The following is a 23,317-nucleotide window of genomic DNA, read 5'->3' as shown; positions in this document are numbered from 1 at the left end:
TTAGGTTGTGAGCACAATAGCTATTAGCAACCATCGGCAAAGAAGCCCGCACACAGTTATGCATATTGCGTATTTGTGGCGGGCTTTTTTGTTATTTGTATTTAAACCGTCACTTTAAGGAATGCCCTATGCAAACCTCGCAAAAAATACTCATTATTGGTAATGGTATGGTCGGACACCACTTTGTTGAGCAAATGCGCCAAAGCGATGCCAACGCAGACATTACTGTACTTTGCGGAGAAGCAAATCTTGCATACGATCGCGTGTACTTATCAAGTGTATTTGATGGCAAAACCGCCGCCGATTTAGCACTTACCACTCACGACAACTACAAACAGCTTAATATTAATGTGCATACCAGCCAGTGGGTTGAAGGCATTGATAGATCAGCAAAAATAGTGACCACATTAACCGGTGAACAATACCCATACGACAAACTTATACTCGCGACAGGGTCATTTCCGTTTGTGCCACCTATAAAAGGTAACGACCAACCCCATTGTTTGGTGTATCGCACATTAGAAGATTTAGAACAAATAAAAGCCAGTGCTGCTGTAAGTAAAAGCGGTGTAGTTATTGGCGGTGGTTTGTTGGGGCTTGAAGCCGCAAACGCCATTAAGCAACTAGGGCTTGATACCCACGTAGTTGAATTTGCGCCACAACTTATGGCTGTTCAGCTTGATGGACAAGGCGGTACGCTACTAAAAAATAAAATAGAAGAACTCGGCGTAACGGTGCATACATCAAAAGCGACCAGTGAAATAGTAAAAGGCGAAACGAGTCGCTTTAGATTAAATTTTTCGGATGAGACATTTTTAGAAACAGACCTAATTTTGTTCTCTGCCGGTATTCGCCCGTATGACCAACTCGGCAAAATTGCCGACTTAGAGCTGGGTGAACGCGGCGGTATTATTATTAATAACCAATGCCAAACATCAGATCCTGATATTTTAGCCATTGGTGAATGTGCCCTGTGGGACAAAAAACTATTTGGCTTAGTTGCACCAGGTTACAACATGGCGCGCGTTGCAGCGAGTCAATTAAGTGGTGGCGAGCTTGAGTTTTTAGGTGCCGACATGAGCACAAAACTTAAGTTATTAGGTGTAGAAGTAGGCTCAATTGGCGACGCTCATGCAAAAACGCCAGACTGCAAAGAACTTATATACCAAGACGCTATTCGCGGCTGTTATAAAAAAATCATACTAAGTGAGAAAGGCGATAAATTACTGGGCGCTGTACTAGTTGGCGATACCAGCGACTACGATACTTTATTGCAGTACATGCTTAACGACATGGACTTACCAGAAAACCCTGAGTGTTTAATTTTACCAGACAGCGGCGGCGCGCCGTCGTTATCTGGCAGTGCCCTACCCGACACAGCCACTATTTGTTCGTGTCACAATGTGAGTAAAGGCGACATTGTAGGTGCAATTGATGGCGGCTCATGCGATTTAGCCTCAGTAAAATCATGCACTAAAGCAGCAAGCGGCTGTGGTGGTTGTGCCGCGTTATTAAAATCAGTTGTTGATAACGAATTAGCAAGCCGTGGAGTTGAAGTAAACAACCATGTATGTGAGCACTTTGCGTATTCACGCCAAGAACTACTGCACATGGTAAAAGTAGAAAGCATTAAAAGCTTTGATGACTTACTAACTAAACACGGCAGCGGTCATGGCTGTGAAATATGTAAACCTGCCATTGGCTCTATTTTAGCCTCAACATGGAACGACTTCATTTTAGAACCCGCTCATGTTGGCTTACAAGACACTAACGATACGTACCTAGCAAATATGCAAAAAGATGGTTCGTACTCTGTAGTACCCCGTATTGCTGGTGGCGAAATAACGCCCGACAAACTCATTGTAATTGGACAAGTAGCAAAAGACTTTAACCTGTACTGCAAAGTCACTGGCGGTCAGCGTATTGATTTATTTGGTGCACGCTTAGAAGAGCTTCCTGTTATTTGGGAGCGATTGATCGAAGCTGGATTTGAGACCGGTCATGCTTATGGTAAGTCTCTTAGAACCGTTAAATCTTGTGTGGGTAGTACGTGGTGTCGTTATGGTGTGCAAGACAGCGTTGGACACGCAATAGAAATAGAAAACCGCTATAAAGGACTGCGTGCACCGCATAAATTTAAAATGGCGGTATCGGGCTGTACCCGCGAATGCGCCGAAGCACAAAGTAAAGATATTGGCATTATAGCTACCGAAAACGGCTGGAACTTATACGTGTGTGGTAATGGCGGTATGCGCCCTCGCCATGCTGATTTATTTGCGACCGATTTAGACACGCCAACACTGATTAAATACATTGACCGCGTGATTATGTTTTACATTAAAACAGCTGACAAATTACAGCGTACGTCGGTATGGATGGAAAACCTTGAAGGCGGTTTAGACTACCTTAAAAGCGTAGTCATTGACGACAGCTTAGGCATTTGCGACGAACTAGAAGCGCAAATGGAATTAATTACGCAAACCTATGCGTGTGAGTGGAAAAAAGCGATTGAAAGCCCAGATGCTGCCAAACGATTCCGCCAGTTTGTTAATAGCCCCGAAACCGACGACAACATTTTGTTTGTGCAAGAGCGTAACCAAATTCGCCCTGCTACAGAAGCCGAAAAACGTGAGCAACGTAATACACAAAACCGTATTCCAGTAATGGAAGTTGAAGAGGAGCAAGCTGATGTCTTGGCATAATATTGGAACAATCGACAACCTAGTGGCTAATAGCGGCGTATGCGCATTAGTTAATAATCAGCAAGTGGCTATTTTTTACATTCCACAAAATCCAACGGCTGTGTTTGCCATTAGCAACTACGACCCGATTGGCAAAGCCAATGTATTATCGCGTGGCATTATTGGCTCAATCGACAATAAATTAGTTGTCGCATCGCCTTTATATAAGCAACACTTTTGCCTAGAAACAGGCGAATGTTTAGAAGCAGAAGCAATACACTTACCGGTTTTTAATGCAAAAATTGAAGACGGCAGTGTATTTATAAGCTCTGAACCAAAAGTTACAACAGCTGTGGCTTAGGGGAATATTATGAGTGTACTGTCTTATTTTTCGGGTATTGAAAACGTGTGGCTAAATAAGCTTGTTACTAAGCTAACAAGCTCAAATGATCGCAGTGCTAAAAGCGGCAACGTTTATATAATTGGTGCGGGCCCAGGAGACGCAGAGCTAATTACGGTAAAAGCGCAGCGTTTAATTAATACCGCCGATGTTGTTTTATACGATTGGTTAGTAAGCGATGATTTATTAAAAACGCTCCCTAAAAAAGCGCAGCGTGTATTTGTAGGTAAACGTGCGGGTAAGCACTCAATGACCCAAGCTAACATTTGCGAACTACTGGTTAAATACGCGCAACAAGGCTTAAACGTAGTGCGTTTAAAAGGCGGTGATCCGAGTATATTTGCACGTATTAACGAAGAAGCCGATGCACTTACCAAGCATAATATTAATTTTGCTATTATTCCGGGTGTTACAACGGCTTGTGCTACTTCTGCTTATACGGGTATTCCGCTCACTGCACGCGATGTAGCGCGTAGTGTTACATTTTTAACGGCGCAGTTTGCCGATCCTAACAAGCAACCTCATTGGCAAAATTACGCGTTTATGCCTGCAAACAACAACCCCACTTTAGTGGTTTATATGGGGCTTTCGCGCTTACAAACGCTAAGCAACGGTTTGCAATCAGTGGGCTGGCCAAGTAATACACCCATTGCACTAATAGAGAATGCCACTACCACTAAGCAAAAAGTAATTACTAGTACGCTTGAACTGATAGTAAATGAGCATGCTAAACACAACCTTCAAGGTCCTACCCTTATTATGATTGGTGAAGTAATAAATCATAAAATGGCAATTAGCCCTGAGTTATTAAACAGTATAAATGTTAACGCATGATACAAAATGAATAATGCACTTTTCGCGCTTACTACCTCCCCAGGAGTAGGCGCTTTTTTTGTTTTTAATTTGGGTTCAAGTTGTGTGCAATAACATGTTTAAATGCACCAAATAAGTTAAAAGTAATGGTAATTTAAATTATAGAAAAACAGTGGCAAACAAAAACAACACTTTAAGCAATTGTATTAGCTTGATTTTAAATTCAATGATGAAATTTATTAATGATTGGAACAGTGGTTGCACTTTAAAAACAAAAAAGTGTGGAATAATACCAATGGCGACAAGCAATCCTCTCACAAAACAGTTTTTATTAGCAGCAAAGTATCAAGAAATACACGCGCTAAAGCAATTACAAAACAGTTGTGCCTCGCTTACTAAATTAGGCGATTTTGTACATCAGTTACAAAAAGAACGCGCAATGAGTAATATATTTTTGGCCTCAAATCGAGAGCGATTTAAAACCCAATTACAAGAACAAATCCCTTTAAGCGACAGCGCACAAACTGCATTTTATGATTCTCTTAAACAAACATTTATAAACGACAACGCCGATACTGGCCATACTCGGTTATTTAATTTAATTACCTATAGCTTACAAGCACTCGATGCATTACCGGTATTGCGCAAGCAAATAGCACAACAAAACATTAGTGCGGTACATGCTACGCAGTCATTCACTCAGTTAATTGCTAGTTTACTCAATATTATTTTAGAGGCAGCTGATGGCGCAAGCGATCCCAAAATAACGCGCTTATTAGTCGCATTTTTTAATTTTATGCAAGGTAAAGAATACGCAGGACAAGAGCGTGCCTGTGGTGCACAAGCATTTGCAGCGAGTAAATTTACCACAGAACAAAAACAACAACTCGCGCATTTTGTACAAGAGCAAAACCACAGCTTTGACTTTTTTAATGAGTACGCCGATGCGCACCTTTTAAAATGTTTTGGCACACTAACAACGCATCAGGTTAATAATCAGGTAGAGCAACTTAGAAGTTTACTGCAAAAGCTCGATGACGAGAACGCTCAACCGCTCTCACAACTTAGCGAAGTATGGTACGAAGTAACCACTACGCGCATAGATATAATGCACAAAATTGAACAAAATATAGCAGATCAGTTAATTGATACCGCAGCAATGCAAATAGCCTGTGCTCAACGTAGCTTAAATACAAACAAGCAGGTACTTAACAATATGGTAGAGCAACACATAGCCCCTACTTTTGGCCAATTAGCCGTTAAGCAACCAGAGCCAGAAGTGAGCCAAAACATAGCGGCCGATAAGCTCAATAGTAATAAAAGTATGTACGATTTAATTATCGAGCAAAGCCAGCATATTAAACAAATAAACCAAGCGTTACTTGACGCTAAAAAAGTAATTAGTGAGCAAAAGGTAATTCACCAAGCCAAGTACATACTTATTGAGCAGTTAAAGCTCACTGAAGAGCAAGCCCATAAACAGCTACAAAAACAAGCAATGGATACGCATAAAACCTTATTTAGCGTAGCGCAAACAATTATACAAATGAGCGATTAAATATGCTGTTTTTACTTGGGCATGTTGATCTTTAGTAAGAACACTACCCAACATAATACTTATTTATTCAGTCATAAATTTCACGATCAGACTTAGTTTTACCTTATTAGAAAATAGGTTCATAAGCTACTGACTATAATAAGGTAAGGCTTTAATTTGGCGTTAATTTATAAAGTGAATAATTCAACACATTCAAAATAATCAACTACAATAAGTTAATCATTTGTTGCATCTCATTTTAATGAGGCATATTTATTTAATACTGTTGTAGGAGTTTGAATGCCCAATGTAGAGAGTTATTTAGAAGGTGTATCATTAATAGATGAGCAGCAATTAACGACTTCTCTTGATAATGACATTCAAACAAGCTTAAAAAGCTTTGCTGAGCTAATTTTAAACATTTTTGATACGAGCTCATTCTCTATTGTTGCTAACCTGCCTCAACGTGCTGTCGAGCTATATAAATCAGGTTCAAAAATAACAGTAGCTAAAGAGCAACTATCTGATGACGTTTTTAATGAATCGATTATCGAGCATGCTCCTAAAATATTTAGAGTGGTATCACCTATTATTTTGCCCTCAAACCTTAAATTTGGATGGTTTATATTTGACCGAGCAAGTGATTCACTACTTACCGAAAAAGAAAAATTAATCTTAAATAGTTTACAAAAAAACTTTGTTAATCAGTTAGTCCAACGTAAAAATTCATTAGATAAAATAAACAGTTCTAAGTTTCACTCAACAATTAGCGAGCTAAAAAAAGACGAAACTGAAAAAGATCGCCTAATCAAAAAATTACAAAAAATGAGCGATGAACTAGATGAATTTACCAGTATTGCTTCACACGATCTAAAGTCACCATTAAATGCTATAAAACGTTTATTAGAGTGGATTTATGATGACTGTAAAGATTTACTCCCTCAAGAGCACCTAGAAAACTTTCAGCTTGTGCTCAGCCGGGCTAATAGAATGCAAGTACTGCTAGAAGATTTACTAAGCTACTCGAGAATAAATAGCTGTGATTCAACTCATGCAAACATATCTTTAGAAAGTATTTACCAAGATATAGAACAAATTTTAGAAGTTCCACAAGCTGTCACTGTTGATATACACGCCAATAACGAAGTACTCGATATACCGCTGATCCCTTTTAAAACTGTTTTTCAAAATCTTATTAGTAATGCAATAAAACATAACAATAAAGAGCACCCGGTTATCGATATTTCACTTATCCCCTCTAATCAATATTACATTATTGAGATAACAGATAATGGCCCTGGAATTGACCCTAAATATTTTTCACTCATATTTAAGTTATTTCAGACATTGCAATCTCGAGATGATGTTGAAGGGAGCGGCATTGGACTCTGTATTGCCAATAAGCTCATTATTAATTATGGGGGCAAAATTGAAGTAGCCTCCGATGGGGAACTTGGCAGTACATTCACTATTTATTGGCCCAAAGTTTAACTATGAAATTATCAATTATAAACGAGCATCATGTAGATGCTGCTCTTAGAAGGAACTTATGAATATTTTAATTGTTGATGATGACTTAGTTGATCGCAAATTAATTAAAAAAATGCTTATTTCTGATGGCTCTCATCATCATGACATTACCGAGGTAACGTGCGTATCCGAGGGCTTGAAAGCCATTGAAGACACGCACTTTGATATAATACTACTCGATTATAATATGCCTAAAGAAGATGGCATTGAAATGCTAATTGAAATGCGTGCAAAGCCTAAACTCGGTAACACCGCAATTATCATGATTAGCTCCTCAGAAAATTCAGCTTTGGCTATTGAGTGTATAGAAGCCGGCGCTCAAGACTTTTTACCAAAAGGTGATATAACGAGGGATAGTTTAAATAAAGCGCTTATATATGCCAAAAAACGCTTCGAGGCAGAACAACGTATGCACAACAGTTATCTTGCTGTAAAGCATATGGCAGAACGGGATCAGCTTACTGGTTTGTCTAATCGATATCATTTTGAAGAAATACTAAAAGTAATGATAGCTAACAATAAACGTGCTAAAAACTGCGTGGCGTTACTTGCTTTAGATTTAGATAACTTCAAAAATATTAATGATACGCTTGGGCATAGTGTCGGCGACGAAATTTTAATACAAACAGTAGAAAGGATTCATAGTTGCCTGAGGCAAAATGAAGGATTTGCACGCTTAGGAGGCGATGAATTTGCAGTTATAATAGGTGGAATTTGCAATATTAATCAAATAGGTATGATAGCAAATAGAATTTTAGCTGAAGTTTCTAAACCCTTTTTGCATGAAGGCAGAACTTTAAATTGCAGTGTTAGCATTGGAAGCGCCATATACCCAAATGATGCTACTGAATCTCATGAACTGCTAAAATGTGCTGATATTGCAATGTATCGCTCAAAACAAAGTGGTAAAAGTAGAATAAGCTTTTACAAAGAGCAATATCAATATGAATTTAGTCGTCGGGTAGATATTCAAAATAGTATAAAAGAGCATATAGAGGAAAAAAACTTTAGGCTATTTTATCAACCTGTTTACTGTTCAAAAACACAAATAATGACAGGTGTCGAAGCCCTTATCCGTTGGCCAGATACAACCGTTAATTATACCCCCGATGAGTTTATTCCTATTGCTGAAGAGTGCCGATTAATAGTCCCTCTTGGAAAATGGATAATTGCGAGCGCTTTAAAGCAGTTATCTTTGTGGCAGAAAGACTATCAAACGCCGTTAACTCTATCTATTAATATTTCACCGATACAGCTGCAAAGAGAAGTTTTACAAACGTATCTATTAGAGACGGTCGAAAAATACAATTTAAAAACCAGTAGTATTATTCTGGAAATAACAGAAACAGCTTTTATGGAAAACAGTAAAGAAGTGATTGAAATATTAACTTCTTTGTCTAATAAAGGGTTTAGGATTGCTTTGGACGATTTTGGTATGGGTTATTCATCCATATCTCACCTTATTTCCTACCCTATTGATATAGTAAAATTAGACAAAAGCATGCAATCGTTAGGTGGAGAAAATAATAAACGATTAAAAATAATCGAGAGCTTATCTTTAATGCTGAAGAAACTAGATTTTTCTGTGGTAGCTGAAGGAATCGAAACTGAAACCCAGCATCAGCTGTGTAAAAAATTAAATATAGACTACTTGCAAGGTTTTCTCTTTTCAAAGCCTATGCCTGTAAACGAAATTAATTTGCTGCTCGATGACTATAGTAAAAAAATAAAACTTTAATAAATAGGTTATTTTGAGCCTTTGTAAAATAAAATTGAAGCTTAAATCAAACATCTGTGTAACCTTAAGCTAAAAACCTTTGGTTTGTGCCACATACTCAAACTAAAGGTTCTCCAATTTGCACCGCCTAGCGGGTTAAAACCTAAAACACATGCAAATCAGCTGTGTTTTTCCAAATGCTGACCGATGACAGCCAATACTTTTTCTTTTAACTCTGCTGCCTGAAAACTTCCTTTTACAAGGTAACCTTTAACAAAATCGTGTGACATTATAATCTTTTTTTCTTCTTCTCTTTCTGATGAGCTAAACATCATAACCACACACGAGCTGATTTCTATCATCTTCCTCAGTTTAGAAAACTCTTCTAAAAACTGAATACCATTGACTCTTGGCATATTGATGTCCAAAAATATGAGTATTGGAGGAAATCCATCAGGGTACTCTTTTCTGTTAGCTTCATAATTTTCTAGAAATTCTAATGCTTCCTGGCCATCTTTTTTTTCAAAAATTGTAAGATCTAATTCAGCCTCTTTAATTAATCTTTTAAGAATATACCGGTCAACTTCATTGTCATCGACAATTAATATAGGGGGTTTAATTTTTGTCATGTTAGCTTATCCATTGGTATTATTATTTTAAACGTCGTACCTTCATCAGAGCTTTGCAGTAATACTTCACCATTTAAATACTCAATATGTTTTTTAACCAGCGCCATCCCTAAACCAGAGCCTGTGCTCGTCTGTGCATGAAATCGCTTAAACATATCAAACACTTCACTTTGATGCTTTTGTGGTATTCCCATTCCGTTATCTGTAACAGTAATAAAAAACGTCTCTTGCTCATTAAAAATGTCACAGCGGACATAAGGCGAGTCTTTATTTCTATCGTAATACTTCAACCCATTTGATATCAAATTTTCAATAATTTGAGCAAAACGCGCTTTTTCCGACTTTATAGGTACTGATAGATTAATTGTTGTTTCGAGCGTACAAGGGTTATCTTTCATGAGCCAAGACAGTCGTTCTTTCATATCAATAATTAACTGGTTAAAGTCAATTAAATCTTTATCCTCATTACCAATTTCAGCTTTGGCTAACAATAAAATATCAACAACAAGTGTTTCTAACTTTTCCATTTGTTGATAAATAACCAGTGCATTTCGGCTTGCTTCCTCTGTGTCTCCCGCTTTTATATCTTCGATAACAAAATGCGCTAAGGATTTAGCCCCTGACAGCGGTGATTTTAGGTCATGGGAAGCCCGATAAGCAAACTGGGCAAGCTCATCATTTGCTTGCTGCAGGGAAGCTGTCTGGCTGTTTATAATCTCTTTGAGTTCAATACTGTTTTCAATATTTAAAAGATCATTTTTAATTCGCTGTCTGGCCGCGATAACGAGTGCTTTTAATTCACCCGACGTTTTTATATCAAGTTCATCGTCTAGATTAATATTGTTTTCGGGCTTACTTGATAAAAGTAGAGTTAGATTTCGTATAGAGCTCGATATTGTGCGAGAAAGGTAACTTATAAAAAGAATATTAAAAAAAGATATGATTATAACAAGTGGAATTAACGTCATTAGTATAAACGATACTGTTTTTCTAATTGGTTCCTCAAACAGCTCCGTGTTTTTATTAAAGCCACTTAGCGAAGTATTAAGATTTAGTAAAAAAGCGTCTCTACTAAGTTCCCCCTTTTTATACTGATTAACTGACAATAAGGCTTTATCAGCAATTTCAATATCGTTTTCACAGATTGTTAATGTATGTTCTGTGTTAATAACCTTCATAACAGCATAATTTAACGGGTTTATTTGTTCAATACATTCAATTGGTTGCTGCCTAATTAACAATATATCCGACTCAATGGTATTTATATCTATGGGGATATCATTTTCTATTTTTTTAACTGACTTGGTAAGTTGATGTGTATACTTTAAATGAAGAAAGTTAAGTTGATGAAACTTAGCCCCTTTAGCTATTTCAAAAGCTGAGTAGACAGTAATACTTATCTCTGCTGCAGTTAATATTACAATAAGCATCAGTTTTCTTGAGATATTCATATACGACACCTATTTTAGCTACTAACCCAAAAATCTTTAAATAACACTATAATAATTATAGTATTTATAACCTTAGGTATAGCAGATTTTATCTTTTTTACTAGCTCCTCTATGAATAACAGTTGATATTTAGCTTTATTCACTTTTAATAAAAAGATCCTTTATTAGTTTTTTGCCACTATAAAGCAAACTTGGGTAATATTACGCCTCTAAAAGTGCTGGTGCATTGGCAAATACACCAGTAGCTAAATACAAAACTTTGTTAAGTCATCCCATATTTAAAAAGTGTATTAACATGCAGCATTTTTTGAATGAAAAATATAGGCTCGTGTGTGGTCGTACACTAGGTTAAAAGTAAAAGCGTAAAGGGTTATAAAAAAAGTTACGCCGATATCCATTATTAATGCTTCCCATAAGCCTACGTTTAAAATGCTCGCCATTACGGGAATAGTAAAAACAAGTAACCCGCCTTGGAATAAAATCACGTGAAAAATACGGAATAATACAGAACGTTGCTCTTTTGCACCGGTAGCTACTTTGTCAAAAAACCAATTAAAAACAAAATTCCAACACATCGCAATCGTTGCAATTATAATCATAGTGCCTGATAAAGCCGATATTGCATGCTCTGTAAATACAGCCAAACCAATAATCGACAGCGTTACCGCTAATACTTCAAACAAAACAGCCTGAAACATCCTCTCTAGCGACCCCATTTTTGCATCCATAATTAACCCCTTTTACGCCAAATAATTAAAGAAAATAATAGTGACATAATTTAATTATTTGCAAAGTTAGTAGCCATCACCTTTAGTGATAAGATGAGCAAATAAGTACTCACCTTTAAGTTGAATGATATGTATAGTTTTGAGCAACTAAAAATTTTTGTAACCGTGGTAGAAACAGGATCTTTTTCGGCAACAGCCCGAAAGCTTAACCGTGCACAATCGGGAATTAGCCAAGCTATTTCTAATCTTGAAATAGCGATTAATCAAACATTGTTTACGCGTAATAAAAATATACCCAGCTTAACGATCAGTGGTAAGGCATTGTTACCTGTCGCATACTCTATACTTCATCAGCAAAAGTATTTTGACCAAAAAGTGGATGCATTAGCAAAAAATTATGAGCATGAGGTAATTATAGCTATTGATGAAAGCCTAAATAATCAAGATATTTTAAAAGTGATTGCCCCACTTGCTGATCAGTTCCCGATTACTAATTTCGAAATAATATCGACAACAACTGACGTTGTAGAAAACTTAGTAAAAATAGGAAAAGCACAAGTAGGTATCATTTATAGTGATGGGGAACTAAAAGTTGATATGGATTTTTTTCTATTAGGTCAAGCTCGATTTTTAACGATTTCATCACCAGAACACCCGCTTGCAAAGCTAAAGGCTGTAACAAGCAATGATTTAAAAGCCCATAGGCAATGTGTTCATCGCAGCCTTAGCCAAAAAGAGTTATGGTTTAGCTACGCAATTAGCTCTAGAATTTGGTACGCAAATACACATCAAACCCTTATCGACTTAGTAGTTCAGGGTATTGGTTGGGCGCTTGTACCCGAGTTTGCTATTAAGAGGTATATAAACCAAGCTGAAGTGGTAACGCTACCCGTTACTCATGAACAAGGCGGTTGGCTTACTCCTGTGGGATGCATTGTTTCAAGAAGCCAATCAACAGGACCTGTTCTTCAAAGTTTAATAAATAGGTTGCAGCAACACTTTTTAAAGAGTGATAGCGCGGGAATAAAACAGTTTTAAACTGCTTTATTCACTTTTAATAGCAAGCTTCTTCTTTAGCTTTTCTTGCCACTCTACAGCAAGCTCTGGCAAAGTTAATGCTTCTAAAAGTATGTCTTCATAACCTACGTATTTTTTATCAAAAAATGCCTGGAACAGTTTTTTAACTGATATGTCGTGCGAGGCTTTCTTCTCGATAACAACACTATCACCCGTTTTTGCAACGCCTTGCTCTAGTACCCTAAAATAAACGCCAGTGCAGTAATGCTGCGTAAACAGTTTAAGACTGTTTTTATTATTAAGGGCGATAGCGAGTTTAAAACAAGGTACACGAGGCTGGCTTACTTCAAGCAATGCAGTACCAATTCGAATATGGTCACCTATGTGTATATTCGCTTCATTAAGGTCAGAAATCGTGAAGTTTTCGCCAAAGGCACCTACTGCCAAATCATCATTCTCGAGGGTTTGTTTCCAATACTCATAATGATTGTGCGAAAAAGCATATACCGCTTTATCTACCCCGCCGTGATTAACTAAATCAGCTTGCTCGTCACCTATAATGTTTAGTTTTTCAATAACAACAGGTTCGTTAGTTGGGGTTTTGAATATTCCCGTTTTCACCTCTTTACCATTATGAATAAGAGTTTTAATTTTAGAGATATTAGTCGAGATGATTTTCATTGCGATACCAGCGGATGAGGAAGTAAAGATTAATTATGCAGGTTTTAAAATTATTATAAATAAATTTAAGCAAAAAGATGACCGATCAAGACTAGGGCGTGTTTATCTTTGTGGATTGAAATTTATTCAATCTAGGGGCGATTAAATCGCGGCGCGAGGTTTGTAACCTAGTGGGCTAAGTAAAAACCGAGCAACAAAGAGTTAATCGTCCCTAGAAAGAACCCAGAGGGCAGCGCATGTTTGGTATTTATGCTGCGTTATCGCCCATTAATGGGGAATAACCACACTACATAGGCTCTGCCTTGCCTAAAAACCAAACATACTGCTGCAAATTCAACCACCAAAGTTCAACACGCCCTAAGCAGTCATTTCACAATATACATTTTTTATTGTTCTGCTTGCTTTAAAAAATACGTTTCGGCCAGTCCGTTATGTATTCCAGCTAAGTCTATTTGTATTTCATCGATAAAGTCATGCAACAGACCATTTTTAAGTACTCGTACGTCTTTATTTTCTAACTCAACAATTGCATCATCAATTGATTTAATAATTTCTGTTGAGTTTGGCAAAGGTAAAACCAATGCTTTTAATTCATTCATACAAAATAAAATAGATCGTGGGAATACTTTGCTGTGCATCACAAATTCTATTACATCAGCACGCTGTACTCTAACGCCCATTTCTTGGCGATACATTTGATAAGCACTTAACGAACGCAATAAACTGATCCACTGAATATTATCAAACGGCTTCACTTCTTCTTCATTAGTAATTAACGTAGCAGAGCGAATATCTAAAATTCGCGATGTCATATCTGCACGCTCTATAATCGAACCAAAGCGGATAAAAACATAGCCCTGATCATGATTAATTGTGGCATCTAACGCCCCAAATATTTGATGGGCTGAATCTATAATCTTTTTTAAATAATCAAAACGTCCGCGCTTTGTTATCCCTTCTTTTTGATTATCTTTTACATAATAATAAAGAGAGTTAATTTCTTCCCATACATCTCGAGGAATTACATCGCGGATTGTACGCGCGCTTTCTCGTGCCGAAGTAATAGAGTTTAAAATTGACGAGCTGTTATCACTACCAACAAGTAAATACCTTAATGCTTTTTGTTCAGTAAAATCAGTATGGTTTTCTGAATACGCTTTACGTACACCAATAATATCAATTAATGGTTCCCAGCCAGTACATACGCCTTTGGGTAAGTCCATCATCAGTAAATTGTTAACGTTGATTAAACGAGCTACATTTTCCGCACGCTCAATGTATCGAGATACCCAATATAAAGTTTCGCCTACTCTTGATAACATATTATTTAGCCTCTTCGTCAACAATCCAAGTATCTTTACTGCCACCACCTTGTGATGAATTAACCACCAAAGAGCCTTTAACCATAGCAACACGCGTTAATCCGCCAGTGGTAACTTGCGTATCTTTACCTGATGATAAAATAAACGGTCTTAAATCGGTATGTCGACCATCTGGTTTATTACCATCAAATGTTGGTACTGTTGATAAATCTAATGTTGGTTGAGCTACCCAGTTTCGTGGGTCCGCTTTAATTTGAGCAATACACGCTTCTTGTTCTTTTTTAGTCGATTTAGGACCAATTAATAATCCATATCCGCCAGATTCATTTGCTGGTTTAACAACAAGCTTATCGATATTTTTAATCACATGGTCGCATTCTTTCGGGTCTAAACATTTGAACGTTGGGACATTAGCAAGTTTAGCTTCCTCGCCTAAGTAGTACTTAATCATCTCAGGTACATAGGCGTAAACTACTTTGTCATCAGCAACGCCTGCGCCTGGTGCATTAACCAAAGCAACATTACCTTTAGACCAAGCACGCATTAATCCAGGAACGCCAAGTTGGGATTCTGGTAAAAAGGCTTCTGGGTCTAAAAATAAATCATCTATACGACGATAAATAACATCAACTCGTTGTAGCCCTGTGATTGTTCTCATGTATACACAGTCATCTTTTTCAACAACTAAATCGCGCCCTTCTACCAGTTCGCAACCCATTTCTTGGGCAAGGTAACAATGTTCAAAATAAGCGGAGTTAAATACCCCAGGAGTAAGTACCACAACTTCTGGTTTATCTTGTGGGCGAGGCGACATTGCCGCTAGCATATCAAATAATTGTGAAGGGTAATCATCAACAGGTAAAATCGATACTTGCTCAAATAATTCAGGGAATACACGCTTCATTACAGAGCGATTTTCAAGCATATAAGATACGCCCGAAGGAACACGCAGGTTATCCTCAAGCACATACATTGTACCGCTACCATCGCGTACTAAATCTGAGCCACAAATATGCGCCCATATTTTATTTGGCGGGTTTATTCCCACGCATTGCTGGCGAAAGTTAACTGATTTTTCTAGTAACCCTTTTGGAAAAACACCATCTTTTATTATTTTTTGGTCGTGGTATAAATCATCTATAAAAAGGTTAAGCGCTTCAACACGTTGCTTTAAACCAACCTCTACGCTTTGCCATTCTTTTTTACCAATAGTTCGAGGAATAATATCAAACGGCCAGGCTCTATCTATCATATTACCTTCGTTGTAAACCGTGAAAGTAATCCCCATTTCTTTAATAGCTAAATCAGCAACCGCTCTGGCTTTTACTAATTCTTCTGCTGATAAATTAGCAAAAAATTGTGCTAATTGTGTTCCATGCGATCTAACGTTTCCTTGTGCATCAATTAATTCATCAAAGAAACCTTTTGTTTGGTACGCTTTCCAATCAATTTTCATACACTCTTTCACCTTATCCATCATCATATATGACGTAGTTAAACTGCTATTCCATTCGAATCATATCAACCGCTACATCAAGCAATTGACTACCGCCACCAAATACCACTCCTTTTAAAGGAGTTACGTCAGAAAAGTCTCGCCCTACTGCTAGAGTAATATGCTGATCGCGTGGTAAAACATTATTTGTTGGATCAAAATCAACCCAACCAAAGTTTGGCACAAATACCGCAAACCATGCATGAGTTGCATCTGCACCTTCTAGCTTTTCTTCGCCTTCTGGCGGCATGGTTTCTATGTACCCACTTACGTATCGACCTGCTAACCCTACGCTGCGTAAGCATGCAAGCGCAAAGTGTGCAAAGTCTTGGCAAACGCCCCTTTTTTGTGCAAAAACAGTACTCAAAGGCGTACTAATTGTTGTAAAACCAGGATCATAATGAAATTCTTGAAAAATCCGTGCCATTAAATCTTTGCATGCAGAAATTATATTTTTGTGTGCATCAAACGAAATTAATGCGTATTCCTTAATTCCTTTATCTATTGGAATAAGCTGTGAAGGTAGTACAAATTCAGACGTTTTTAATAATTCCGCTGTATTTGGTTTAACCAATAAATCACGTACTTTTCGCCAAGAAATATCAACACTCTCTAAATTGCTATTAGCGCCGACTAACAGTTCTACCTCGCTGATCATCGTTACTTTAAGTTTTTTATGCTGTATTGCTATTTCAAACGCTGTTACCTGATTATTAAAATAATCAGTAAATGTTTGTAAGTAAGTCGGTGTAGGTTCAATTTCTACACGACTACTGTGGCATATTTGCCCGCGATTCGTTTTTGGCGTTAATCGCGCTTGGTTTTGACACAAACTAACAAAGTCTGAATAGTTGTATGTAGTCGAGTGCTTTATTTTATATTTCACGATTGAGCTTGCTCAATATTAGTCCAGTTCAATTTATTTGCCGTTTGGGTATGAGAAAAATACTGTAGTAATAATACATCACAAAATGTATCTAAGTTCATACGCGTATTATGGTTAAATTCGATTAACTGGTTACGTTGTCCATTTTCACTTTTTTGTAGGTAATCTTTCTCAGTTACATAACAACTTGTTTTAGATAGTAAAATTGCTTTTTCGTGTGCCGCAATTACGCCTTGTCTGCGTTTTGTGGGTAAATGCTTACACAACTTATTAATTTCCTCTAACTGAAATAATAAAGAACGTGGGTATTCAGCATCTAAAAGTAATAGCTCAAGCCCTGTACCAATGGTTTGATACATTCTATATCGGCGCTTATGCGTAACTAAACTAACTTGGCAACTTAGCACTGCTTCAAGTAAGCCAAGCTCTTCGGGCTCGTCTAACTCTTTGGTTAATAAAGCCGCACTTAGTGATGTTATTTGTAAGCTACGCTCTACTCTTCTGCCCATTTCGAGTAAAAACCAGCCGTTACTATTTGGCATACAATCTGCAATCGAGCCATTAAAAGCCATAATTGAGCCTATAACTCTATCTAGGCTGCTTTGCATTGCACGCGTTGGAATATTAATATTTACATTTTTAAATACTTTAATTTGCTCATTAATATCATCAATTATTCGGCGGCTATCATGAGATAGTAATTCTTGAATTTGCACCGACGCATTTGCAATGTACTTTAATGTATTAATAATACTGCCAGCGCATTGCTCGTCTGCAAGGAGTTGAAAGGCGGTTTCTTTAGACAGATTTACATCAATGCCATCTAGTTTTAAATCAGGTTCTATATAGGGATAAACAATATATTGCGACCTAATGGCATTAGAAAGCCGTGCAACTATACTTTTTCGTATTGAATCTGGGTAAACAGAAAACTCGGTGTACTTGTCTATAAAAATACGCAATATACGTATGGTGTTTTCGCAGCGTTCTAAGTATCGACCCAACCAAAAAAGGTGCTCAGCCGTACGGCTCGAAATAACCCCTTCAAGTAGCGTTACATCCATTCTTTTTCTAATTGGCACCGGTGGATTATGCTCGCCTAAATCAACTCTATCGGCTGTATTTATCCATGTATCTTTGATCCAACCAGATATTCTCGGGTTGTTACTTTTTTCGTTCGAAAAACACAGTGCTGAAGGAAGTACTTCTACGCCATTTTCTGTGGTTAATGCATAACACCTAAACACCACTGGCTTGGAGATTAATTGCCCGTCATGCCAAAATGGTGCACTGCTAAAAGAAGGCTTTTCTTGGAAAAAGTAATTATCGGGTTCTTTGCTAATAAGTAGCTTTATTTCTTGCTCGTCTAACACTCCATCTAACTTAAGTGTAGGGTCTATAGCAGATAGTAGTTCGAGGTTATTCCAATCAATGGCTTGCGCTTCTTTTACACTTAAGTAATTTGGCTCACCTAACAACAGCGGTTGTTTTAAAATTTGCTGCGATAACTTTTCTAAGTTGCATTTTATTGAAGGTGACGAGAGCACACCGCTACCAAACGGGTTTAAAACCTTAACTGACCCTTGTCGTACCGATTGTAATAAGCCCGGAATACCATGAAGTGAATATTCAGTTTGCTCTAAAGAGTCAATACAACGATCAGAAACCCAGCGTAAAATGACATTAATTTTACCCAAGCCTTGTAACGATTTTAAACAAACGTCACCACCACGTACGGTTAAGTCGGCGCTTTGTACTAATGTGTAGCCAAAGTAGGTAGATAGGAATGCATGCTCGTTGTAGTTAGGGTCATCAATTCCTTGGGTTAGAATTACAATTCGTGGGTCATCCATGTAGTGGGTATATTCGTTAATACCCTCTTGGAATAGGTTTAAAAATTCTTTAATTTGCTGAACATTACATTCGGCAAATTCTTCAGCCATTACACGCCTTGCAATAATACGGCTTTTAATTAATAGCCCTAAGCCTAACGGGCACTGACAATGATCGCTTAATACTTTAAATTCGCCTGTTGGCGTGCGGTAAACATCTAATGCAGTAAAAAATAGTGTTAATTCGTTACTAGGTAAGCTAAAACCTTCGCGTAAGTAATTAGGGTCTTGAAAAAGCTGCTTTGCAGGAATATGACCATCAACTAATAATGTTTGGTCACCGTAAATATCTTGCTGAATTTTATTTAATAAAAGGGTTCTCTGTTTTATTCCCTCTTCGAGCAATGCCCAATCAGCTTTAGATAACATAAATGGCAATGGGTCGAAATGCCACTGCTTATTGCTTTCATTTTTAATATTGCCATTTTGTAGCAATTGGCTAATTTCTGTAGCGCGGCTACTAACATCATCTGCTGTTAGGCTAGCTAAACGCTTAAATAAAGTATCCCAATGGTCTGGGTTTAAACCACTGTGGTTTGCTAGTTCATCATGTCCATGTGATTTATCAAGGTATAAAGACAACCACTCAGGCAATTCCGGCATCGCGTTATTGTTAATATACAAGCTGAAAGCGCTCCAATTTATAGTAAATAGCCGTGTTCATAATGATGCTTTAAAAATATTTAGTCATTCCACTTTAAATAATTTCAAAGTGGAATGACACAACTATCAATTATTATTTAAAGTTGGGCTGCCTGCGTAAATCCAAGGTATTTGGATAATCAGGATTACTACTTTCTTCATCAGGTACCACGTATTCACTTGCACTTTGCGCCGATTGAAAACTATGCGTAACCGCCGATGGGCTCCAGCTTGGTTCAGCTGATGCAAGTAACGATGGTGTATGCCCATGCTCCCAAAATCTTGCAACCCTGCGCCCTTCGGCTTCAAATGCATTAACCGGTAGCGTTTCAGGATTACGACCCCCAGCATGGCTCACATGATATACAAAGCCTCCAACTGAACGACCTTCCCACGTATCGATTAAATCAAAAACTAATGGAGCATGTACGCCAATAGTTGGGTGAAGCGCTGTAGGTGGTTGCCAAGCTCTGTATCGTATACCCGCGACCATTTCATCTTTTGCTTTACCTTTAACCGGTTTAAGCGGCACTCTTCGACCATTACACGTTACAACATAGCGATCGCTCATTGTTCCTTGTACTTTTATTTGTACTCTTTCTAATGACGAATCTACATAGCGCGCCGTACCCGACGCACTTGCCTCTTCGCCTAGTACATGCCAAGGCTCGATTGCGGTTCTAAGCTCAAGTGTGACGTTATCAAGTTCTCGCGTTCCACATACCGGAAACCTAAATTCAAAAAATGGATTTAACCAACTTAACTGAAATTGAAAACCTGCTTGTTGTAAATCACGGCTTACTTCAGCTAAATCGTTTTCTACATATTGTGGTAATAAAAACTTATCGTGTAACTCTGTACCCCAACGTATTAATGGCTTGTGGTAAGGTTTTTTCCAAAACCAAGCAAGTAAAGTACGTAACAGTAGCATTTGCACTAAACTCATTTGTGAATGTGGAGGCATTTCAAAGCCTCTAAATTCTACAATCCCTAAACGACCTGTGGCTGAGTCGGGTGAATAGAGCTTATCAATACAAAATTCTGCTCTGTGTGTATTACCCGTTAAATCCACTAATAAATTACGAAGTAGCCTATCAACTAACCAAGGTTCAGGCACCTCACCTTCAGGCATATGTGAGAAAGCAATTTCTAGCTCATATAAAACTTCATCACGGGCTTCATCCACTCGCGGTGCTTGGCTTGTAGGACCAATAAAAAGCCCCGAAAATAAATACGACAAACCAGGATGATGCTGCCAATAGGTAATAAAACTTCTTAAAATATCGGGTCTGCGTAAAAATGGGCTTTGCTCAGGTGTTTCGCCACCAAGCGTTACGTGGTTACCACCACCAGTACCAGTATGGCGACCATCTGCCATAAACTTATCGGTACCTAATCGGCATTCTTTTGCTAAACCGTATAACGTTGTGGTTCGACTGACTAATTGATCCCACGATGTTGAAGGATGAATATTTACTTCAATAACACCTGGATCTGGCGTTACAGCGTATTTTTCTACGCGGCTATCTTTAGGTGGGCTATAGCCTTCAATAACAAGCGGCATTTTAAGTTCTTTAGCCACACTCTCTATACTACTTATTAAACCCATGTAATGTTCAAAATGACTTGTTGGTGGCATAAATATATATAAACGCCCCTCTCTCACTTCCATTACAAGCGCAGTTTTAACCATTTCTTTACCAATAAAGCCCTTTTTAAGCTTTTTCGCTTTGGCAAAATTTTCTGGAATATCAAACGGGTCGCGGTCAATAATATTGCCGCTCCACTCAAGGCTGTCTAAAGGTAGGCGATAACCAAGTGGTGATTCACCCGGTAATAAAAAACAATGACCCCGTTTAAACTCCCACGTACACGACTGCCAACAGTTTTTACTATCGTTCCATTTTAAAGGTAGAACATAGCCAACAGGCTTTTCTATCCCTTTATCCATTTTAGCTAAAAAGCCTTTTCGGCTCATTGCATGGAGAAGTTCTGGTTGATCTGGCTTTATTTCGGTAGGTAATGAGGCTTCTTGCCACATGTGATATAAAATATCTTCATAAGCCGTAGTAAGTGCCTTGGTTTCAAGACCAAGTGAGTCACACAGTTTATCAGCAAACTTTTTAGTATCGGTATGATCAAATTTATAATCTTTATTAGGATCGGCTAATAGTGCAGCATCTTGCCATAAAGGCTCGCCGTCTTTGCGCCAATAGCACGCATATTGCCAACGTGGTAATGGCTCACCCGGATACCATTTACCTTGTCCGTAATGAGTAAAGCCACCTTTTGTGTATACTTTATTCATTTCTACAAATAAATTTTGGGCTAATATTCTTTTTTCTTTACCATCGGCATCAGTATTCCACTGAGGATGTTCCATATCGTCAATAGAAATAAACGTAGGCTCGCCACCCATAGTTAAATGTATGTTTTCTTCATTGTAAACGTTGTCAACGTGCTGACCTAAGCGGTTAATTGCCGCCCACTGCGCCTCAGAATAAGGCTTAGTAACACGTGGGTCTTCGTGTACACGCGTTACTTTATTATAAAAGCTAAACTCAGATTTACAGTCGTCTATACCGCCGGTTACCGGCGCTGCCGAGCTTGGCTCTGGCGTACACGCCAATGGAATATGACCTTCACCAGCAAATAAACCCGAGGTAGGATCAAGCCCTATCCAACCTGCACCCGGAATATACACCTCGGTCCATGCATGCAAATCGGTAAAGTCTTCTTCTGGACCGCTTGGGCCATCTAGTGATTTTTGATCAGACGTTAGCTGTACTAGGTAGCCCGATACAAATCGAGATGCCAACCCTAAATGACGAAACAATTGTACTAACAACCAAGCGGAATCACGACACGAACCTGTTTTTTTACTTATTGTTTCGTTTGCCGTTTGCACACCTGGTTCTAGCCGAATGCCATAACCTACTAATTCATAAATAGCTTGATTAACAGCCACTAAAAAATCAACGCTTCTAAGCGGCTCTTTAGGATTTAAAGATTCAATTAATTCTTTAAATTTTGGGCTGGCTTTGCGTTTTTTTAAATAAGGAGTGAGTTCTGACTTTGAAATAGCATCGTAAACAAACGGGAAGTTTTCGGCGTAATCTTCTAAAAAGAAATCAAAAGGATTAATAACCGTTAGTTCGGCGACCAAATCAACTGTAAAACTAAATTCGGTAGTTGGCTTGTTAAACACCACCCTCGCTTGGTAATTACCAAAAGGGTCTTGTTGCCAATTTATATAGTGATCTTCTGGAACTATTTTTAAAGAATAACTTTTAATTTTTGTACGGCTATGTGGCGCTGGACGTAATCGGAATATATGCGGCCCCATATTAACTGACCGATCGTATTTATACTGAGTATGGTGCGAAATCCCAACTGTAATTGTCATCTATTAATTCCCCTTTAATAATGTATGGCCACAATATAACGCTGAAAATATTATTTGGACTAATTCACTTGTGCAATTTTTATACCAAAAGACTTGCTTAAGTAGTACTGTTCATCCACTCGCGGCTCTTGCTCTTGCACAAAGCAACGTTATGCATATAGGTTTTGACCTAATTAATAGGAAAAACACACCAATTCAATAAATAGTAAACTTAGTGTAATTTAAACCATCAATTTTAGATTTTTAATGGTGCAGAAAATGCACCAAAATAGTGCTTTGAAACAACTTACAATTAAAGCTAATTAATTTAAAATATTGAAATAAAACAAATAAAGTTAATTTTTAAAAAGACTTACTCCGTTATTTATAACGCTAAACGGTTATAATTAAAAGTATTTATTTAGAGTTTAAAAATCATTAAAAATAATCATTAAATAGTAAGAAATAGTTCACAATAAAGCTGCTGTTAAAGTAAGTAACGGTGCTATAC

The 23,317-nt window shown here is 37.8% G+C and carries 16 protein-coding genes; 7 read left to right on the top strand and 9 right to left on the bottom strand.

What is annotated here, in order from left to right:
• The first annotated feature begins 128 nt into the window (after positions 1–128).
• From nirB to I6E70_RS04595, 6 genes are all read left to right on the top strand, one after another.
• A complete protein-coding gene (gene nirB / locus I6E70_RS04620) occupies positions 129–2,702 on the top strand; it encodes a nitrite reductase large subunit NirB (RefSeq protein WP_197188141.1) in 2,574 nt (857 codons plus the stop codon).
• Positions 2,689–3,042: a nitrite reductase small subunit NirD gene (gene nirD, locus I6E70_RS04615; protein ID WP_002959861.1), complete on the top strand. Its 354-nt coding sequence runs from the start codon at positions 2,689–2,691 to the stop codon at positions 3,040–3,042. Before nirB ends, nirD begins: the two co-directional genes overlap by 14 nt.
• 9 nt (positions 3,043–3,051) lie before the next feature.
• Complete coding sequence (cobA, locus tag I6E70_RS04610) at positions 3,052–3,915, top strand: uroporphyrinogen-III C-methyltransferase (RefSeq protein ID WP_010552560.1); 864 nt, start codon at positions 3,052–3,054, stop codon at positions 3,913–3,915.
• A gap of 274 nt (positions 3,916–4,189) precedes the next feature.
• The gene (locus I6E70_RS04605; protein WP_007585210.1) at positions 4,190–5,452 is read left to right on the top strand and encodes a nitrate regulatory protein; all 1,263 of its coding nucleotides are present in this window, start codon (positions 4,190–4,192) and stop codon (positions 5,450–5,452) included.
• A 279-nt stretch (positions 5,453–5,731) separates the two neighbouring features.
• Entirely contained in the window at positions 5,732–6,922 is a 1,191-nt protein-coding gene (locus tag I6E70_RS04600) for a sensor histidine kinase (protein WP_197188140.1), read from the top strand.
• 58 nt (positions 6,923–6,980) lie between these two features.
• Complete coding sequence (locus I6E70_RS04595) at positions 6,981–8,699, top strand: two-component system response regulator (protein ID WP_197188139.1); 1,719 nt, start codon at positions 6,981–6,983, stop codon at positions 8,697–8,699.
• 158 nt (positions 8,700–8,857) lie between these two features.
• On the opposite strand, the gene I6E70_RS04590 is transcribed toward I6E70_RS04595, so the two are convergent.
• From I6E70_RS04590 to I6E70_RS04580, 3 genes are all read right to left on the bottom strand, one after another.
• Positions 8,858–9,307: a response regulator gene (locus I6E70_RS04590; RefSeq protein WP_010552557.1), complete on the bottom strand. Its 450-nt coding sequence runs from the start codon at positions 9,305–9,307 to the stop codon at positions 8,858–8,860.
• The gene (locus tag I6E70_RS04585) at positions 9,304–10,758 is read right to left on the bottom strand and encodes a sensor histidine kinase (RefSeq protein WP_197188138.1); all 1,455 of its coding nucleotides are present in this window, start codon (positions 10,756–10,758) and stop codon (positions 9,304–9,306) included. The genes I6E70_RS04590 and I6E70_RS04585 overlap by 4 nt, the downstream gene beginning before the upstream one ends.
• Positions 10,759–11,048: 290 nt before the next feature.
• Positions 11,049–11,486 (bottom strand): PACE efflux transporter, encoded by a 438-nt coding sequence (locus tag I6E70_RS04580; RefSeq protein WP_007585216.1) that lies wholly within the window; start codon positions 11,484–11,486, stop codon positions 11,049–11,051.
• A gap of 129 nt (positions 11,487–11,615) precedes the next feature.
• On the opposite strand from I6E70_RS04580, the gene I6E70_RS04575 reads away from it, so the two are divergent.
• Positions 11,616–12,524 carry a LysR family transcriptional regulator gene (locus tag I6E70_RS04575; protein WP_197188137.1) on the top strand — a complete coding sequence of 303 codons (909 nt, stop codon included), beginning with the start codon at positions 11,616–11,618 and terminating at the stop codon, positions 12,522–12,524.
• A gap of 6 nt (positions 12,525–12,530) precedes the next feature.
• Here the strand turns inward: I6E70_RS04575 and I6E70_RS04570 are convergent, their stop codons facing one another.
• The 6 genes from I6E70_RS04570 to I6E70_RS04545 all read right to left on the bottom strand — a co-directional run bounded on the left by I6E70_RS04570 (position 12,531) and on the right by I6E70_RS04545 (position 22,827).
• A complete protein-coding gene (locus I6E70_RS04570; protein WP_101216456.1) occupies positions 12,531–13,184 on the bottom strand; it encodes an MOSC domain-containing protein in 654 nt (217 codons plus the stop codon).
• A gap of 386 nt (positions 13,185–13,570) precedes the next feature.
• Positions 13,571–14,506, bottom strand: a complete 936-nt coding sequence (locus tag I6E70_RS04565; RefSeq protein ID WP_197188136.1) for an alpha-E domain-containing protein — start codon at positions 14,504–14,506, stop codon at positions 13,571–13,573.
• A gap of 1 nt (position 14,507) precedes the next feature.
• Positions 14,508–15,962 (bottom strand): circularly permuted type 2 ATP-grasp protein, encoded by a 1,455-nt coding sequence (locus tag I6E70_RS04560; RefSeq protein ID WP_007585223.1) that lies wholly within the window; start codon positions 15,960–15,962, stop codon positions 14,508–14,510.
• Between the two features lie 46 nt (positions 15,963–16,008).
• Complete coding sequence (locus tag I6E70_RS04555; RefSeq protein ID WP_197188135.1) at positions 16,009–16,887, bottom strand: transglutaminase family protein; 879 nt, start codon at positions 16,885–16,887, stop codon at positions 16,009–16,011.
• Positions 16,884–19,403, bottom strand: a complete 2,520-nt coding sequence (locus I6E70_RS04550) for a circularly permuted type 2 ATP-grasp protein (RefSeq protein WP_024607622.1) — start codon at positions 19,401–19,403, stop codon at positions 16,884–16,886. Before I6E70_RS04550 ends, I6E70_RS04555 begins: the two co-directional genes overlap by 4 nt.
• A gap of 112 nt (positions 19,404–19,515) precedes the next feature.
• Entirely contained in the window at positions 19,516–22,827 is a 3,312-nt protein-coding gene (locus I6E70_RS04545; protein ID WP_166377606.1) for a transglutaminase family protein, read from the bottom strand.
• Positions 22,828–23,317 lie beyond the last annotated feature (490 nt).

This window comes from Pseudoalteromonas sp. NGC95, from assembly GCF_015864705.1.
GTDB lineage: Bacteria > Pseudomonadota > Gammaproteobacteria > Enterobacterales > Alteromonadaceae > Pseudoalteromonas > Pseudoalteromonas arctica.
Note: the sequence above shows the minus strand (reverse complement) of the source record. Positions and strands in the feature narration are given on the sequence as shown.